The 17,356-nt window shown below is 74.0% G+C and carries 15 protein-coding genes; 5 read left to right on the forward strand and 10 right to left on the reverse strand.

Features of this window, described 5'->3' with window-relative positions; all coding sequences use genetic code 11:
• Window positions 1–37: 37 nt before the first annotated feature.
• The 9 genes from G407_RS29655 to G407_RS0123415 form a co-directional block, all read right to left on the reverse strand.
• Window positions 38–553 (reverse strand): hypothetical protein, encoded by a 516-nt coding sequence (locus G407_RS29655; RefSeq protein ID WP_052341808.1) that lies wholly within the window; start codon window positions 551–553, stop codon window positions 38–40.
• Window positions 554–691: 138 nt separating this feature from the next.
• Entirely contained in the window at window positions 692–1,705 is a 1,014-nt protein-coding gene (locus G407_RS29660; RefSeq protein ID WP_043540475.1) for a DUF4167 domain-containing protein, read from the reverse strand.
• A 410-nt stretch (window positions 1,706–2,115) separates the two neighbouring features.
• Window positions 2,116–2,991, reverse strand: a complete 876-nt coding sequence (gene prmC / locus G407_RS29665) for a peptide chain release factor N(5)-glutamine methyltransferase (protein WP_084327762.1) — start codon at window positions 2,989–2,991, stop codon at window positions 2,116–2,118.
• A gap of 8 nt (window positions 2,992–2,999) precedes the next feature.
• A complete protein-coding gene (gene prfA / locus G407_RS0123385; protein WP_029032753.1) occupies window positions 3,000–4,082 on the reverse strand; it encodes a peptide chain release factor 1 in 1,083 nt (360 codons plus the stop codon).
• Between the two features lies 1 nt (window position 4,083).
• Window positions 4,084–6,300, reverse strand: a complete 2,217-nt coding sequence (ptsP, locus tag G407_RS0123390) for a phosphoenolpyruvate--protein phosphotransferase (RefSeq protein WP_052341810.1) — start codon at window positions 6,298–6,300, stop codon at window positions 4,084–4,086.
• 165 nt (window positions 6,301–6,465) lie between these two features.
• Window positions 6,466–7,704, reverse strand: coding sequence for an aspartate kinase (locus G407_RS0123395; RefSeq protein WP_029032755.1), 1,239 nt, complete (start codon window positions 7,702–7,704; stop codon window positions 6,466–6,468).
• 102 nt (window positions 7,705–7,806) lie between these two features.
• Complete coding sequence (locus G407_RS0123400; RefSeq protein WP_029032756.1) at window positions 7,807–8,718, reverse strand: LysR substrate-binding domain-containing protein; 912 nt, start codon at window positions 8,716–8,718, stop codon at window positions 7,807–7,809.
• Window positions 8,719–8,973: 255 nt separating this feature from the next.
• Complete coding sequence (locus G407_RS0123410) at window positions 8,974–9,948, reverse strand: NADPH:quinone oxidoreductase family protein (protein WP_029032758.1); 975 nt, start codon at window positions 9,946–9,948, stop codon at window positions 8,974–8,976.
• A gap of 39 nt (window positions 9,949–9,987) precedes the next feature.
• Complete coding sequence (locus tag G407_RS0123415) at window positions 9,988–10,554, reverse strand: sigma-70 family RNA polymerase sigma factor (RefSeq protein ID WP_029032759.1); 567 nt, start codon at window positions 10,552–10,554, stop codon at window positions 9,988–9,990.
• 227 nt (window positions 10,555–10,781) lie between these two features.
• Here G407_RS0123415 and G407_RS0123420 point away from each other — a divergent pair, with 227 nt between their 5' ends.
• Window positions 10,782–11,330, forward strand: coding sequence for an invasion associated locus B family protein (locus G407_RS0123420; protein WP_043540450.1), 549 nt, complete (start codon window positions 10,782–10,784; stop codon window positions 11,328–11,330).
• 22 nt (window positions 11,331–11,352) lie between these two features.
• On the opposite strand, the gene G407_RS29670 is transcribed toward G407_RS0123420, so the two are convergent.
• Window positions 11,353–12,975: a CYTH and CHAD domain-containing protein gene (locus G407_RS29670; protein WP_052341811.1), complete on the reverse strand. Its 1,623-nt coding sequence runs from the start codon at window positions 12,973–12,975 to the stop codon at window positions 11,353–11,355.
• Window positions 12,976–13,493: 518 nt separating this feature from the next.
• Here G407_RS29670 and G407_RS0123430 point away from each other — a divergent pair.
• The 4 genes from G407_RS0123430 to dgcN all read left to right on the forward strand — a co-directional run bounded on the left by G407_RS0123430 (window position 13,494) and on the right by dgcN (window position 17,330).
• A complete protein-coding gene (locus tag G407_RS0123430) occupies window positions 13,494–14,000 on the forward strand; it encodes a RecX family transcriptional regulator (protein WP_245259162.1) in 507 nt (168 codons plus the stop codon).
• Window positions 14,001–14,085: 85 nt separating this feature from the next.
• Window positions 14,086–15,369 carry a glycosyltransferase family 4 protein gene (locus G407_RS0123435; protein ID WP_029032762.1) on the forward strand — a complete coding sequence of 428 codons (1,284 nt, stop codon included), beginning with the start codon at window positions 14,086–14,088 and terminating at the stop codon, window positions 15,367–15,369.
• Between the two features lie 55 nt (window positions 15,370–15,424).
• Window positions 15,425–16,261, forward strand: coding sequence for a universal stress protein (locus G407_RS0123440; protein ID WP_029032763.1), 837 nt, complete (start codon window positions 15,425–15,427; stop codon window positions 16,259–16,261).
• 61 nt (window positions 16,262–16,322) lie between these two features.
• On the forward strand, window positions 16,323–17,330 hold the full coding sequence (gene dgcN / locus G407_RS0123445; RefSeq protein WP_029032764.1) for an N-acetyltransferase DgcN: 1,008 nt from the start codon (window positions 16,323–16,325) through the stop codon (window positions 17,328–17,330).
• Window positions 17,331–17,356: the final 26 nt, after the last annotated feature.

Here is a 17,356-nt window from a genome sequence, read left to right on the forward strand (position 1 = left end):
GGGCGGATCGGAGGGACGCGCGCGCTATCGCCCGAGCTCACCGGCGCTCGAACACCAGGTTCGTGATCTCCGTGCGGGCGCCGTCGATCACGTCGGTGACGCGCAGGGTGAAGCGGTCGGAGCCCTCGGGGTTCTCGAGCGTCATCTGCTGCCGGCCGCCGCCGACGCGCTCGGGGAAGCGCACGGCGAGAACCATCCGGTCGCCCTCGAGCCTGCCGGTGAGCCGCGCCGGGCCGGCCCGCGAGCCGACGTAGACGCCGCTGTAGGTGCCGCTGCCGTCGACGGCGAGGTCGGCGCCGATGGCGCGGGTGAAGATCAGCATCGCCCGGCAGGTGCCGTCGAGCGCGATGCGCGTCTCGTCCGCGGCACCGTCGATGCGGCAGGTGACCCGGCGCGGGCTGGGATCGCTGTCGCGCGTGACCGTGCCCGCGCCCACCCAGGTCCCCTCGAACCGCTGATTGAAGGCGGGGCCGGCCTCCGCGGGGCCCGCCGGCGGCAGGGCCGCCGAGGCTACCACCACGAGCCCCGCGAGCCCGAGCGCTGCGCGTCGCATTCTCGTCGTCCTCGTCCTGTCGCCCCCTCCCCGGCTGCGCGAACGCCGCCGGCGCGAAAAGGTGCCGGTGACGCATCGGCAAAGAAAAAGGGCCGCTCGCGCGGCCCTCTCGTCCGTTTCCGACGGCGGCGGCGCGGATTACTCCGCGGCCTCCGCGTCCCCCGAGCCGGGCTCGGGCGCCTTGCGGCGGGTGCGGCGGCGGGGCTTGGCCTCGTCCTCGCTCTCGCCGGCGACCGGCGCCGCGGCCTTGCGGGTGCGCTTGGGGGCGGGCGCCTCGTCCGCGACCGGCGCCACGGGGGCGGTCGACGGCCGGGTCACGAAGGCCGGCAGGCTCTGCGCGGCGCTCTCGTCCTCGGCCTCGGGGCGACGGCGCTCCCGGCGCGGGCGCTCGCGGCGGCCCTCGTCGCGGGCCTCCTGCGGCTCGCCGTAGCGCGGCGCGTCCCCGGCGTCGTGGCCGAACGCCTCCTGCCGGGGCTCGTGTCCACGGGGCTCCTGGGCCCGAGGCTCCTGAGCCCGGTACTCCTGCCCACGTCCTTCCTGAGGGCGCCCGTCCTGAGGGCGCCCGTCCTGGCCGCGGAAGCCGGGGCTGCGGGTATCCTGGCTCCGGGCATCCTGGCCGCGGCCGTCCTGACCGCGCCCGTCGCGGCGGTCGCGCGGCTGGAAGCGCTCGCGGCGGTCGTCCCGGCGCTCCTGGCGCGGTGCACGATCCTCGCGCGGTCCACGATCCTCACGCGGTCCGCGGTCGTCGCGCGGTGCACGATCCTCGCGCGGGCCGCGGTCGTCACGATTCGCGCCTCGGCCGAAGCTCGGCTGCGGCTGCTGGGCCGGGTCGAGGTCCTCGAGGCGCTCGCCGCCGCGGTAGTCCCCGTCGTCGTCGCCCTCGTCGCCGTCCTCGTCGTAGCCGCGCTGCGGGAAGCCGTACTGCTGGCGCAGCTGCTCCTGGGCGGCGGCGATGATGCGGTAGTAGTGCTCGGCGTGCTGGAAATAGTTCTCCGCCATCACCGGGTCGCCGCTGGCCAGCGCATCGCGTGCGAGCTGGCTGTACTTGTCGGCGACAGTCTGAGCGGTGCCACGCACCTTCACGTCTGGGCCGTTCGACTCGTAGCTGCGCGTGAGCGGGTTGGGGCCCTTGTTGCGGCTACGGCCCCGCATGCGCCTGTTCTGGTTCGGTCTCATGGATGTGCTTCGACCCTTGCCTGGCCTCTCGTCGTCGACGCGAGCGCAATGCGCGCGGACGAGGATCAGCCGTCGTCGGCGCGCGCCTCCGTCATCTTCCAGGTCGACCCGGCGGCGGCTGCCGCGCGTCGTCCTCGATGTCGGGTTCGGTGACCGCCGGACCGTCTGGCGCCCCGTCCTGGCGGTGATCGTGTCGCCCCTTCGCGTCCTGATCGACCTCGCCTGCTCGATGAACCGGCGAATCTGGCGCTCTGGAGTCTGCTCGATTGCGGTCGCACCCTAGACGCTTCGGTGCGCGCCGCCAAGCGTTATTTGGGCGGCCGCCGCGCGATTGCAAGCGAAAAGCGGAGGGGGACGGGGGCAGGGACGCCGGCCATGCCCCCCGCTCACCGGCCGAAGACGACGATGCGGGGTATGCCGGCGAGATCGCGGGCGAGCCGCAGGAAGACGAGCCCGTGCGTCTCGCCGAGCCGCGACACCGGCTCCGCCTGCCCGATGCCGACCTCCACGGCGAGGACGCCGCCCGGCGCCAGCAGGTCGCGTCCGCGCGCGAGAATCGCGCGGTAGGCGTCGAGCCCGTCCGCCCCGCCGTCGAGCGCACGCACCGGGTCGTGCGCGCGCACCTCCCGCGCGAGGCCGGGAAGATCGCCTTCGGGAATGTAGGGCGGGTTCGAGACCACGAGGTCGAAGCCCGGCGCCGGCGCGAGCGCGCCCGTCCAGTCCCCCACGACGAAGGCCGCGCGGTCCCCGACGCCGTTGGCGCGGGCGTTCTCCCGCGCCGTGCGGCAGGCTTCCTCCGAGCGGTCGAGGCCGATGCCGGAGGCGTCCCGACGCTCGGCGAGGAGCGCGACGAGGATGCATCCCGACCCCGTGCCGAGGTCGAGGATCCGCGGCGCCCGCCCGGGCGCGAGCGCGAGCGCGGTCTCGACGAGCGTTTCCGTGTCGGGCCGCGGCACCAGCGTCTGCGGCGCCAGCCGGAAGCGCAGGCCCCAGAACTCCGCCTCTCCGAGGATGCGCCAGACCGGCTCGTGCGCGAGCCGCCGCGCGGCGAAACCGGCGAGGCGGGCGGTCGCGTCCGCGCCGAGCGGGCGCTCGAGCTCGGCCAGCAGCACGCCCGGGCGCACGCCCGCGGCCTCGGCGACGAGGATGCGCGCGTCGAGGGCCGGCTCGTCGAGCCCCGCCCGCGCAAAAGCGCCCCGCACGGCCGCGAGCGCCGCACCACGCGTCCCGCCTGGATCGAGAGCGACCGGATCGAGAGCCACGTGACCCGTCACCCCTCCTGCTCCGCGAGCAGCGCCGCCCGGTGCTCGGCGACGAGCGCGTCGACGACCTCGTCGAGCGCCTCGCCGGCGAGGACGGCATCGAGCTTGTAGAGGGTGAGGCCGATGCGGTGATCGGTGACGCGTCCCTGCGGGAAGTTGTAGGTGCGGATGCGCTCCGAGCGGTCCCCCGAGCCGACCTGCGCCTTGCGATCGGCCGCGCGGGCGGCGTCGGCGCGGGTGCGCTCGAGGTCGTAGAGCCTGGCGCGCAGGAGCTGGAGCGCGCGCGCCTTGTTCTTGTGCTGCGAGCGCTCCTCCTGGACCACGACGGCGATGCCGCTCGGCAGGTGGGTGATTCGCACCGCCGATTCGGTCTTGTTGACGTGCTGCCCGCCGGCGCCGCCCGAGCGCATCGTGTCGATGCGCAGGTCGCCCTCGTCCAGCGCGAGATCGACGTCGGCGGCTTCCGGCAGGACGGCGACCGTCGCCGCCGAGGTGTGGATGCGCCCGCTGCCCTCGGTCTCGGGCACGCGCTGGACGCGGTGGACGCCGCTCTCGAACTTGAGCCTGGCGAACACGCCGCGCCCGACGATCTCGGCCACGATCTCCTTGAAGCCACCCATCGCGCCCTCGCTCGCCGAGATCGGCGAGACGCGCCAGCCGTGGATCTCGGCGTAGCGGGCGTACATCCGGAAGAGGTCGCCCGCGAACAGCGCCGCCTCGTCGCCGCCGGTGCCGGCGCGCACCTCGAGGATCGCGCTGCCCTCGTCGGCGGCGTCCTTGGGGAGCAGCATCAGCTGGAGCGCGCGTGCGGCCTCCTCGGCCGCGGCCTGCGCCTCCTCGCGCTCCTCCCGGGCGAGGCCGCGCATCTCGGGGTCCGTCGCGGGATCGGCGATCAGCGCCTCGATGCCGGCGAGGTTCTCCTGCGCCCCGCGCCAGGCGCGGATCGCCGCGACCACGCCGTCGAGCTCGGCGAGCTCGCGCGAGAGCGCGACCACCGTCTCCGAATCGGGGCCGGCGGCGAGCATGTCGGTGATCACGGCGTGGCGCTGGACGATGGCGTCGAGGCGCTCGGTCGGGGGCGAGAGCGTCATGTCAGACCGGGATATGGCGCGCCTCCGCGAAGGCGGCCAGGGTCGCGCGCAGGGAGGCGTCGCCGTCCTCGCGGGCGAGCTCGCGCGCGAGGACCTCGGCGATCGCCCCGGCCTCGGCGGCGATCAGCGCCGCCTTCACCGGCCCGACGGCGGCGGGGGACATCGACAGCGTGCGGTAGCCGAGGCCCACCAGGGCGAGCGCCTCCAGCGGGCGGCTCGCCACCTCGCCGCACACGGACACGCGGCAGGTCGTGCCCTTCGCCGCCTCGACGATGGTGCGGAAGGCGCGCAGGGCGTTGACCGAGAGCGCGTCGTAGCGGCTCGCCACCTGCCGGTTCTCCCGGTCCGCCGCGAACAGGAACTGCAGCAGGTCGTTCGAGCCCACCGAGACGAAGTCCGCCCGCTTGCAGATCTCCTCCATCTGGAAGAGCAGCGAGGGCACCTCGATCATCACGCCGACCTCGATCCTGGTCGGCAGCGTGTGGCCGTGGCGGGTGAGGTGGGCGATCTCGCGGTCGACGATGGCGCGCCCGCGCACGAACTCGTCGACGGTGGCGACCATCGGGAACATGATCGCGCACGCCCGGCCCGCGCTCGCCTTCAGCAGCGCGCGCACCTGGCTGCGCAGCAGGCCCGGCCGGTCGAGGCCGATGCGGATCGCCCGCCAGCCGAGCGCCGGGTTCTCCTCCTCGATCTGCGACATGTAGGGCAGGATCTTGTCGCCGCCGATGTCGAGGGTGCGGAAGACGATCGGCATCGCCGGCCCGATCTGCTCCAGCACCGCCTGGTAGAGCTTCTGCTGCTCGGCCGTCGAGGGCATGCGCTCGGCGACCATGAACTGGATCTCGGTGCGGAAGAGCCCGATGCCGGCGGCACCGGTCTCCTCGAGATGCGGCAGGTCGACGAGAAGGCCGGCATTGAGCTGCAGCTCGATCGCCGCGCCGTCCCTGGTCACGCTGGGCACGTCGCGCAGCGCCCGGTACTGCTCCTGGCGCTTGGCGCGCAGCCGCGCCTTCTCGGCGTAGGCCGCCTCGATGTCCGGGCGCGGGCGCACCTGGATCTCGCCGGCGACGCCGTCGACGATGATCGCGTCCCCCTGCTCGACGAGGGAGGTGACGTTCTCGACCTCACCCACCGCGGGGAGCCCGAGCGCGCGGGCGACGATGGCGACGTGGCTCGTCGGCCCGCCTTCCTCCAGAACCACGCCGCGCAGGTTGGCGCGCTGGTAGTCGAGCAGCGCGGCCGGCCCCATCGAGCGCGCGACGAGAATGGCGTTGTCCGGCAGCGCCTCGGCGGCCGTGACGAAGTCGCGCCCCACGAGCTGGTGGAGCAGGCGGTTGGCGAGGTCGTCGAGGTCGTGCAGGCGCTCGCGCAGGTACGGGTCGGTCTGGCGCAGCAGGCGCGCGCGGGTATCGGACTGCACGCGCTCGACCGCCGCCTCGGCGGTGAGCCCGGTGAGCACGACCTCGCGCATGCGCCTGAGCCAGCCCTGGTCGTGCGCGAACATGCGCACGGTCTCCAGCACCTCCCGGTGCTCGCCCCCGTCGCCGACGTCGCCGCGCTCGATCAGCTCGTCGATCGAGGCGCGAACGGCCTTGATCGCCGTCTCGAGCCGCGAGACCTCGGCTTCCGGGTTCTCGGCGATGAGGTTCTTCACGACGACGCGCGGCTCGTGCAGCACCACGTGGCCGAGCCCGACGCCGTCGGCGAGCGAGACGCCCTGGATGTAGAGCGGCCGGCGCACGGCGATGTCCGCGCCCGGCTGGGCGAGCGCCTGGAGCTCGCCGGAGGCGACCATCTCGGCGAGCACCATCGCCGTCGTCTGGAGCGCCTCGACCTCCTCCTCGGTGTAGGTGCGCATCGTGCGGTTCTGCACGACGAGGACGCCGAGCGTGTTGCCCGCCCGCAGCACCGGCACGCCGAGGAAGCCGTGATAGATCTCCTCGCCCGTCTCCGGCTTGTAGGAGAAGGACGGGTGCGTCTGCGCGTCGGCGAGCGCGAGCGGCTGCGCCTCGCGGGCGATGAGGCCCACCAGGCCCTCGTCGGCGCGCATGGTCGTGAGATGGACGGCCTCGCGGTTGAGGCCCTCCGTCGCGTAGAGCTCGAGGGTCTGGTCGGCGCGCAGCACGTAGACCGAGCAGACCTCGGCCACCATGTTGGCCGCGATCAGCACCACGATCCTGTCGAGCCGGTCCTGCGTCGAGATCGGCTCGGCCATGATCTCGCGGAGCCTGCGGAGCAGAACGCGCGGACCGCCGGGATGGGCTCTCGTCGGCAGGGCCGGGTCTCCTTCACGCCGGGTCTTCTTCACGCCGGGCGATCGCGCCCGGCTCCAGGGTCGGGCGCGCGGGTCGGCGCACGCCGCTCGTCTGCCGCGGCCGCCTCAGGCCGCGTCCAACCCGTATAGCGAGTGCAGCGTGCGCACGGCAAGCTCGGTGTAGGCCGCGTCGATCAGCATCGAGAACTTGATCTCCGAGGTGGTGATGGCGCGGATGTTCACCCCCTTCTCCGCCAAGGCCTTGAAGGCCTTCGCGGCGACGCCGGCATGGCTGCGCATGCCCACCCCGATGGCCGAGACCTTGACCACGTCGGTGGCGCCCTCGAGCTTTTCGTAGCCGATCTTCGGTTGCAGATCCTCCAGCAACGTCCGGGCACGGGCATAGTCGCTCGCCGGCACCGTGAAGGTGATGTCCGTCGTCGCCGAATCGCGCGAGACCACCTGGATGATCATGTCGACGTTGATCGCGGCGTCGGCCAGCGGCACGAAGATCGAGGCCGCGACGCCCGGCGTGTCCGCCACCCGCCGCAGCGTGATCTGGGCCTCGTCCTTGGAATAGGCGATGCCGGTGACGGTCTGCTGTTCCACGATGTCCTCCTCGTCACAGATCAGCGTGCCCGGCCGCGGGTCCTCGGGCGGATCGAAGCTCGAGCGCACGATCGTGCGCACGCCGTAGAGCATGGCGAGCTCGACCGAGCGCACCTGGAGCACCTTGGCCCCCAGGCTCGCCATCTCGAGCATCTCCTCGTAGGAGACCTTGTCGAGGCGCTTCGCCTTGGGCACGATGCGCGGGTCGGTCGTGTAGACGCCGTCGACGTCGGTGTAGATGTCGCAGCGCTCTGCCTCGAGCGCGGCGGCGAGCGCCACCGCGCTCGTGTCCGAGCCGCCGCGGCCGAGCGTCGCGATCCGCCCCGTCGGGGCATGCACGCCCTGGAAGCCGGCCACCACCGCGACCTCGCCGCGCTCGGCGAAATGGGAGAGGATCCTCGAGCCGTCGACCCGCGTGATGCGCGCCGAGCCGTGCGTGCCCGAGGTCTCGATGGGGATCTGCCAGCCCTGCCAGGAGCGCGCGGGGATGCCGATCGCCTGGAGCGCGATCGCCAGCAGCCCGGAGGTCACCTGCTCGCCGGAGGCGACGACGGCGTCGTACTCGCGCGCGTCGTGGATCGTCGAGGCCTCGCGGCACCAGCCGACGAGCTCGTTGGTCTTGCCCGCCATGGCGGAGACCACGACGGCGACATCGTAGCCGGCCTTCACCTCGCGCTCGACGTGCCGCGCCACGTTGCGGATGCGGTCGAGATCCGCGACGGAGGTGCCGCCGAACTTCATCACCAACCGGGGCATGGGGGGTCTCGCCTCGCTGTCCGTGCGCGCAGGGATGATGCCCCGCCGCCGGCGCGGAGCGCCACTCCAATGACCGCGCGCACGATGCGTGTCAACGCGCCGTTAGGCGAGGACCGCCGCCGCCCCTCCCGGGCAGCTCTCCCGCAGCTCCGCCGCGATCCACTCCCGGAATGCGCTCACCGCGCGCGTCGGCGCGCGGTCGCGGGCGGTGACGAACCAGTAGGAAATGCCGGTGGGGTAGCGGTCGGGGAAGGGGGCGACCAGGCGGCCCATGGCGAGCGCGTCGGCGGCGAGCGTCTCCCAGGCGAGGAACACGCCCTGCCCGGCCATCGCGGCGTCGAAGCACAGGGCCGCGTCGGAATAGACCGGGCCGTCCTGGAGGATCCGCGCGTCGAGCCCGTTGGGAGCGAGCCAGACGTCCCAGGTGAACATGGCGTTGGGCTCGGCGACGATCGGCACGCGGGCGAGATCGGCGGGCGTGCGCAGGCGCGCGGCGAGCGCGGGCGCGCAGACCGGGAAGACGAGCTGCGCGATCAGCCGCTCGGCCCGCACCCCGGGCCAGCCGCCGCGTCCGACCCGGATGCAGACATCGACGTCCGAGACGTTCGGGTCGACGAGATCGAGCGCGGCGTCGATGCGCACCCGGATGCCGGGATGGGCGCGGGTGAAGCGGTCGAGCCGCCAGACCAGCCATTTCGAGGCGAGCACCGGCGCGACCGAGACGGTGAGCACGTCCTCGCGCCGCCGATCGGCCAGCGCCACCGCCGCCGAGAGCTCGGCGAAGCCGGCGGAGAGCCGCTCCAGCACCGCCGCGCCGAGGTCGGTCGGCACCAGCCCGCGGGGGCGCCGCTCGAACAGGGTGCGGCCGAGCTCGGCCTCGCATTTGAGGATCTGCTGGCTCACCGCGCCCACCGTGACGCCGAGCTCCTCGGCGGCGGCGCGCAGCGTCCCGAGCCGGCCCGCCGCCTCGACCGCGCGCAGGGCCCCGAGATGGACCCGGGCGAGGTTACGCATATAGCTCCCCTATAGGCTCGTCGAGAACAACGGGATTTCGCCCAAGGCCCCGAGGCGCCATGGTGCAGCCATGCTAAACCTCTTCCAGATCCTCCGGCAAGCGCTCGCGACCGCCGAGCCCGAGCCGGACCCGAACGACCCCTTCTCCCACCCGGCGATCGCCGCGATGAGCCCCGCCGAGCTGGCGGACCTGCCGCTGCCGCACCCGCCGGCCCCGGCGCCGCTCCCGCGCGGGGTGCGCGCGCCGCGCCACGATCAGGGCACGAGGACGAGCTTCCCCCTGGCCTCGCGCCGGGCGATCCGCCCGATCGCCTCGGCGGCCTGCGCCAGCGCGTAGGTCGCCTCGACCCGCGCGGCGAGGGTGCCGTCCGCGGCCCAGGCGAGGAGCCGCTCCATGTTCCGCGCATGCCGCGCGGGCTCGCGCTCGAGGAACGCGCCCCAATAGACCCCGCGGATGTCGCAGCCCTTGAGCAGCACGAGGTTGAGCGGGATCTTCGGGATCTCTCCCGCGGCGAAGCCGATGACGAGGTAGCGCCCCTCCCAGGCCGTGGCGCGCAGCGCCGCCTCGGCGAGATCGCCGCCCACCGGATCGTAGACGACGTCGACGCCGCGCCCGCCGGTCAGCGCCTTGAGGTGCGTCTTCAGGTCCTCGCGCGCGTAGTCCACCGTCTCGTCGGCGCCCGCCGCGCGGGCCAGCGCGAGCTTGTCCGCCGACGAGGCGCAGGCGATCACCCGCGCCCCGAGCGCCTTGCCGACCTCCACCGCCGCGAGCCCGGTCCCGCCGGCGGCGCCGAGCACGGCGAGCGTCTCGCCGGGGCGAATCGCCGCGCGATCGGCGAGCGCGTGGAGCGTCGTGCCGTAGGTGATCGACAGGCCCGCCGCGCGCACGTCGTCGAGCCCCGCGGGAACGGGCGTCAGGCGGTCGGCCGGGGCGACGACCCACTCCCGCGCCGCACCGTGCCCGACATAGGCGACGACGCGGCGCCCGAGCTCCCAGCCCTCGACGCCCGCTCCCAGCGCGGCGACCTCGCCGCACAGCTCGCCGCCGGGCGAGAACGGCAGGTCGGGGCGGACCTGGTAGCGCCCCTGGACGATCAGCGTGTCGAAGAAGTTGAGGCCCACCGCGCGCATCCGCAGCAGCACCTCGCCGGGGCCGGGCTCCGGTACCGGGATCTCGGCGAGCGCCAGCGTCTCGGGCGGCCCGAGCCGCTCGCACAGGATCGCCCGCATCGTCCCCGTCATCGCCGCGCCTTTCGTCCCGGATCGCCCCTACCGCGCCTCGACCACGCCGCCGCTCTCGAGCGTCCGGCGCAGCCGGGTGAAGGCGAGGCGGATGCGCGATTTCACCGTGCCGAGGGGCAGGCCGGTGCGCTCCGCGATCTCGGAATGCGAGAGCGCGTCGAAGAAGGCGAGACGCACGAGCACGAGCTGCTCCTCGGGAAGGCTGCGCATCGCCTCGCGCACGGCCGCCTCGCGCTGGCTGGCGTCGAGCTCGCCCTCGAGGTCCGTGTCGTCGACGACCTCGAAGAGCGGGCTGTCGGGCTCCACCGGCGTCGAGCGATCCCGCCGCATCAGGTCGATTCGGCGATTGCGGGCGATTCGGTAGAGCCAGGTGGTGAGGGAGGACTTCGCCGGGTCGAACATCTCGGCCTTGCGCCAGAGCGTCACCATCGCGTCCTGCACGATCTCCTCGGCGAGCGCCTGCTCGGCGCCCTGCCGCAGCAGGTAGGCGGTGAGCCGCGGGGCGTACCAGTCGAACAGGCGCGCGAAGGCGTCGCGGTCGCGATGCTGCGCCACCGCGGCGATCAGCGCCTCGTGCTCGCTGGGAGAGGGCAAGACGTCCTCGATTCTCCGCCCCGGAGCGGCGACGATCGGCGCACCGGACACCTTGCAGTGTTAAGCCTTCGGGACGGGTCCGGCAATCCGCCGCGCCCGCGATCCGTCCGTGTCGCGGGCATTCAGGCAAGGTTAACGTATTTTTGCCCATTTCAGGCCAATCTAGTGCTCAGCGAAAGCCGAGCCCGCCGGAAGGCGGTGAAACCCCGCGATCCAAGGTGAGCGTCATGAGAACTTCCCGATCGATCCGCCGCTTCGCGCCCACGCTCGCGCTCGTCGGCGCCTGCGTGGCCGCCCTCGCGCTGACGACCGGTCCCGCCACGGCCCAGCAGGCGGAGGCCACGCCGCTCGGCCAGTTCAACGACTGGGCCGCCTTCGTCACCGAGGCGAGCGGCACCAAGATGTGCTACGCGTTGTCGCAGCCCAAGACCCGCCGTCCCGAGGGCCTCAGCCGCGACCCCGGATACCTCTTCGTCTCCTTCCGCCCCTCGGAGAACGTGACGAACGAGGTCGCTGCGGTGATGGGCTTCCCCACCCAGGACGGGCAGACCGCCACGGGCGTGATCGACGGCACGACCTTCAACTTCGTCACCCGCGGCGAGAACGTCTGGGTCCAGAATCCGGACCAGGAGGACGATGTCGTCCAGAGCTTCGTCCGCGGTCGCTCGTTCGAGCTCAACGTCCGCTCCGGGCGCGGCAACGACACGACGGACGTCTATTCCCTCTCCGGCTTCACCGCGGCGCTCAACCGCGCCAAGGAAGAGTGCGGCGTCTGATCGCGACGCCGCGCGCACCCCGTCACCCCTCCTCCGCCCGGGTCCAGAACGGCGTCGCCTTGCCGAGCTTGGCGAGCGCCTTCCGGGCGGACGCGAGATGCTCGGCGCCGGCCTCCGCGGCGTCGGGCCGCGCGAGCTTGGCGAAGCCGCGGGCGAGCGCCTCGTCGGCGGGATCGAACAGCGCCTCCATCCGCGCGCCGACGGCGAGGTCGTTCAGCGCGCCGAGGTCCTCCTGCAGGGTCTCGAGCCGGCCGAGCATCTCCGCGTGGCGGCGCCCGCGGACGCGGGCCGCCTTCTTCCCCTCCTTCGCGGCGAAGGCGGTCTCGAAGAACTCCACCGCGTAGCGCAGCTTCTTCACCTCGATGCGCAACTCGTGCCGGGTCTCGGGGTCGAGCGTGGACAGATCCGCGCCGTCGCGCGCGATGCGCTTGCGCCGCTTCTTCAGCAGACGCCGCGCGAAGTCCGACACGGACGCGTCGCGCACCGGGTTCTCGCCGGCGAGCCAGGCCCCGGCCTCGATCCAGGCGGCGGTGTCGATCAGCATCAGCCGATACCGCTCGCTCGTCGAGGCCTCCCGCGCCTGCGCGCTCGCCGCGTCGCGCCGCGCCGCGAAGACGGCGGCGAGATGCGCGAGGTCGGCGTCGTCGGGGTGCGCGGCGCGCATCGGCTCGACCACGGTCGCGATCTGCACGTCGAGATCGCGCGCGTCGCCGAGGGCGTTCGCCATCCACTTCAGCTCGGCGGAGACGGCGCGGCGGCGCTCGTCCTCGACGACCGACTTGAACAGCGAGATCGCCGCGCGCAGGCGCCGCAGCGCCACCCGCGACTGGTGGATCGCGCCGGGCGCACGGAGGTCGCGCAGCGCCTGCTCGTTGGCGACGAGCTGGGCGAGGCAGGCGCGGGCGATCGCCTGGAAGGCGGCCCCCGCCGTCATCGCGGGGTCGAGCGCGACCTCGATCTTCTTGACCACCCGCGGCCCCTCGCCGGCGGCGAGCGCGAAGCCGCGATCGGCCTTGGTGCGGAAGCCGAGCCGCGCAGGGACGATCTCGGCGATCCGGCGCGCGAAGGCGAACAGGTCGGCGGGGCCGCCGGCGCGCAGCTCGAGCTCGATCTCGCAGACCGGCTCGGTGCGCTCTCCCGCGCGCACCGTCCCCTCGTCCACCACCATCTCGGCGGCGAAGCCGCCGTCGGTGATCGCCAGCGTGCGCCGGCGCACCGACACGCCGAAGGCCGGCACGAGCCTCTCGCGGACCTTGCGCTTGGCGAAGAGCGGGGCGAGGGGCGTGCCCGCGAAGACGGCGAGGTCCGGCGCGTCGCCGACCGCCGGCGTCTCGATCTCGGCGCGGTCGAACAGCGCGGCGGCGAGCTTGCCGCCGGCCTTGGCGGTCTGGATCCGCGCGGACCCGGTGCGGCGGATGCGCAGGCTCACCCCCTGCGCCCGCAGGCGGCCGTCGGGCGTGTCGAAATAGGTCGCCTCCGTCCGCTTCGCCTTCGGCGCGGCGGCGAGCGCCGCCTTCAGGAGGGGATGGCGGGCGAGCCGCTTCCAGTCCGCGGGCGCGAGCTCGAGCTTGAGCTCGACCTCTCGCGCCGGGGCGGAGGGGGGAGCGGCGGGAGGCTGGAGCGGGTCCGGGGCGGCGGCGTCCATGGCTGTCTCTGAGGAACGATCGTCGTGCATCCCGCTAGCAAGCGCAGGCCGACGGGCGATGCAAAGCTTTTTGCGAGAAAGCGATCGCGCGCCGCCTCCTCCGGGCCGAGATAGCCGGCTAACCCAGTCGTAGAGACGGTAGCAGAACTCGGGCGCCAGCGAGAGATCGACGGGTCCGCAGAGTCGCGCCGCCGCGAGACGGCGCATCTGCGATTCCGCCCCTGCGGAGACGGCGTCCGTGAAGATCCGGGTCGGCAGATCGCCCATGCTGGAACGATCCGCCATGCGCGCGCCGCCGAGCAGGCCGCCCAGCGCGGAGCCGAGCAGGCTCGTGGAGGTATTCCCCTCGGCGGACGCCGCGAGCTGGCCGCGCGCGTCGGGTCGATCGTCGCCGCGCCCCTTGCATGCCGCCCGCCGCGGGTGGCACTCCTGGCGGCGTCCGATCACAGCCCGCGAGGAGGCCGAAGCTGCCCGACGACTCCCCCTCCCGCCGCCCTCCGCGCCCGGTCACGCCCGCCGTGCTCGACCGGATGGCGCTCGCCTATCTCGAGCGCTTCGCCTCGTCGTCGGAGAACTTGCGGCGCGTGCTCGCGCGCAAGGTGGAGCGGCGGTGCCGGCTGCGGGGGGAGGCGCCGGAGGCGGCGCTGGCGCTCGTGGAGGAGGCGGTGGCGCGGGCGGTGCGGGGCGGGCTCGTCGACGACGCGGCCTATGCGCAGGGGCGGGTGGCGAGCCTCAGGCGCCGCGGCGGGTCGCGCCGGGCGATCGCGGCGCGGCTCTCGGCCAAGGGCGTCGCGCCCGAGACGATCGACGCGGCGCTCGCCGGCGACGCCGAGGCGCGCGTCGCGGACGATCCCGACGCCGATCCGGAGATGGAGGCGGCGCTGGCGCTCGCGCGCCGGCGTAGGCTCGGGCCGTTCCGCACGGCGGCCCGGGCGGAGAACCGCGAGCGCGACCTCGCCCGGCTCGCGCGGGCGGGCTTCTCATACGGCGTCGCCAGGGCGGTGGTCGACGCACAGGACGGCTGAGACACCCGCCGTCGATCCGGGCAACGCAATCTTAGAGGCCGCCGTGCCAGGGTGCGGGACGTTGCCTCGCCCGGAAAGCCGGATCATGTCCCGCCCGATCGTCGTCGTCGCCGACCATCTCGCCGTCAACGGCGGCTCCGCGCGCGTCGCGGTGGAGAGCGCGCTCGGCCTCGCGGCGGCAGGGCATCGCGTCCTGTGCGTCGGCGGGGCGGGCGCGCCCGATCCGCGGCTCGCCGCCGCCGGCATCCCGGTGCGGATCGTCGCGCCGCCGGAGCGCGCACGGGGCCGCGCGGCGTCGGCCGTGCGCGTGATCTGGAACGCCGATGCCGGCCGCGCCGTGGCCGAGAGCCTGGCGCAGGCGGGGCCCGAGGCGATCGCCCACGTCCATTCCTGGGGCCAGGAGATGTCCGGCGCCACCTTCGCCGCCGTGCGCGGGGCCGGGGCGGTGGGGGTCGTGACGCTGCACGATTTCCTGTCCGTGTGCCCGAACGGCACGTTCTTCGATTTCGGCGAGGCGGCGATCTGCACCCGCGCGCCGCTGTCCGGGGCCTGCATCGCCCGGGCCTGCGACGCCAAGCCGTATCCCTTCAAGCTGATGCGCCTCGCCCGCCACGCGGCCACCGCGCGCCTCGGCCGGCTGTTCGAGGCCTGCCCGGACGCGATCGTGCTCAGCGCGCTGCATCGCGAGGTGATCGCCCCCCACCTGCCGCCCGGCATGCGCCTGCACCGGGTGGCGAACCCCGTCGAGATCGACGCGCCCGACGGCCCGCCCGCCCCGCGCGCGCCGGACGCGCCGTTCCTCTTCGTCGGCCGGCTCACGCCGGAGAAGGGCGCCGCGCTCTTCGCCCGCGCCGCCGCGACGGCGGGCGTTCCCGCGGTCTTCGTCGGCGACGGTCCCGAGGCGGACGCGATCCGTGCGGAGAACCCGCGGGCGCGGCTGCTCGGCTGGCAGGCGCCGGAGCGCGTCGCGGCGCTGATGCGCACGGCGCGCGCGCTCGTCTTCCCTTCGCTCTGGTACGAGACGCAGGGGCTCGTCGCGCTCGAGGCGCAGGCCGCGGGCACGCCCGTCGTCGTCTCCGACGGCTGCGCCGCGCGCGAGTTCGTGCGCGACGGCGAGACGGGCCTGCACGTGCCGTCGGGCGACGTGCAGGCGCTCGCCGCGCGCCTCGTGCGTCTCGCCAGCGACCCGGACCTCGCCGAGCGCCTCGGGCGGGCGGCGCAGGCGGCGTTCCTGGCCGATCCGCCGAGCCGCGCCGCGCACGTCGCCGCGCTCGAGACGGTCTACGAGCGCGCGGCCGCCGCGCAGGCCGGCGCGCGCCCGCGCAGGCCGGGCGCGCGCGAAAGGGCGGTTGCGGCGAAGGCCGGTTGAGGCGAAGAATGCCCCCGAAGCGGGCCGCTGCGGCTCGCGAGAGGGGGCCCTCGCGATGAAGACCGTGCTCGTACCCACCGCACCGCACGAGCTGATGGACGCGACGCTGCAGACCGCGATCGCGCTGGCGCGGCGATTCGGCAGCTACGTCGAGGGCTTCTCGCTGCGTCCGCCGCTCGCCGAGATCGTCTCGGTCGACATGGTCATGGGCCTCACCTGGGCCGCCGACGAGCGGGCGGACGAGGAGGCCGAGGTCCAGGCACGCGACACGTTCCAGCGCTTCATGGACACCGCCGGCATGGCGCGCGACGCCGGGCCGGGGGAGGGCCCGCGCTGGCGCTGGCACGCGGACGCGCCGGCGGGCGACGAGTTCGTCGGCGCCTATTCGCGCATCTTCGACGTCACCGTCGTCGGCCGCCCGACCCAGACGGCGACCGGCCCGCGGATGGCGACGCTCGAGGCCGTGCTGTTCGAGGGCGGCCGGCCCGCGCTGATCGCCCCGCCGCGGGCGCGCGACACGATCGGTGAGACCATCGTCGTCGCCTGGAACGGCTCGACCGAGACCGCCCACGTCATCGGCATGGGCATGGAGCTGCTCGCCCGCGCCAAGCGCGTCCACGTCCTCACCGTGGAGAGCGGCATGGTGCCGGGCCCGAGCGGCGAGGCGCTCGCCCGCGCGCTCCAGCGCCACGGCCTGCCCGTCGAGCAGGTGCATCTCGGCCCCGAGAAGCGCAATGCCGGCGAGGCGATCCTCGACTACGCCGAGGGCGTGGGCTGCGACCTGCTGTTCAAGGGTGCCTACACGCAGAGCCGCATCCGGCAGATGATCTTCGGCGGCGCCACCAGCCATATCCTGGCGAACGCCACCATCCCCGTCTTCATGGCGCACTGATCCCGCGCCCGTTTCCGCCTCGACACAGAGCTCACGAGACCACCCGCGAGAAGGACCCCCGATGGAAATCGCCCGCCCCTACCTGCTCTTCCTGGGCGACGCGCGCGACGCGCTCGCGGCCAAGACCGGCCTCGGCATCGTCGACTGGCGTCGCGACTGGGTCGTGGGCCAGCTGCGGCTTCCCGGCTGCAACGCCGATGCGAAGCTCCCCGACATGACCATCGCCGAGGGCGCGGCGGCGGGCGCGCGGACGCTCGTGATCGGCGTCGTCAACGCCGGCGGCGTGCTCCCCGACCATTGGGTCGACGAGGTCGTCGCGGCGCTCGACGCCGGCATGGACGTGGCGGCGGGCCTGCACACCCGCCTCGGCTCGGTGCCCGCCATCGCCGAGGCGGCGGCCCGCAACGGCCGGCAGCTCTTCGACGTGCGCCATTCCAGCGAGCGCTTCGCCACCGGCAAGGGAAACAAGCGCCCGGGCATGCGCCTCCTCACCGTGGGCACCGATTGCTCGGTCGGCAAGAAGTACACCGCGCTCGCGCTCGAGAGCGGCATGCGCGCGGCGGGCTTCGACGCGGACTTCAAGGCCACCGGCCAGACCGGCGTGTTCATCTCCGGGCGCGGCGTCGCCATCGACGCGGTGGTGGCGGACTTCATCTCCGGCGCGGTGGAGTGGATCTCGCCGGCGTCCGCCCCCGACCACTGGGACCTGATCGAGGGCCAGGGCTCGCTCTTCCATCCGTCCTTCGCGGGCGTCTCGCTCGGCCTCCTGCACGGCGCCCAGCCGGACGCGTTCGTCGTCTGCCACGAGCCGACGCGCACCACGATGCGCGGCGTCGACACGCCGCTGCCGACGATCGGCGACGTGATCCACATGACGCTCTCGCTGGGGCGGCTGACCAACCCGGCGATCCGCTGCGTCGGCATCGCGGTCAACACCGAGAAGCTCGCCGAGGACGCGGCGCGCGCGGAGCTCGATCGCCTGGCGCGGACCTACGCCCTGCCCGCCAGCGACCCGGTGCGCTTCGGCGTCGAGCCGATCGTGGCGGAAGTGGCCGAGCGCTTCCGCTGAGGCGGGGGCGTCGCGCGCCCTCGCGG

The sequence above is a fragment of the Salinarimonas rosea DSM 21201 genome, from assembly GCF_000429045.1.
Lineage (GTDB): Bacteria > Pseudomonadota > Alphaproteobacteria > Rhizobiales > Beijerinckiaceae > Salinarimonas > Salinarimonas rosea.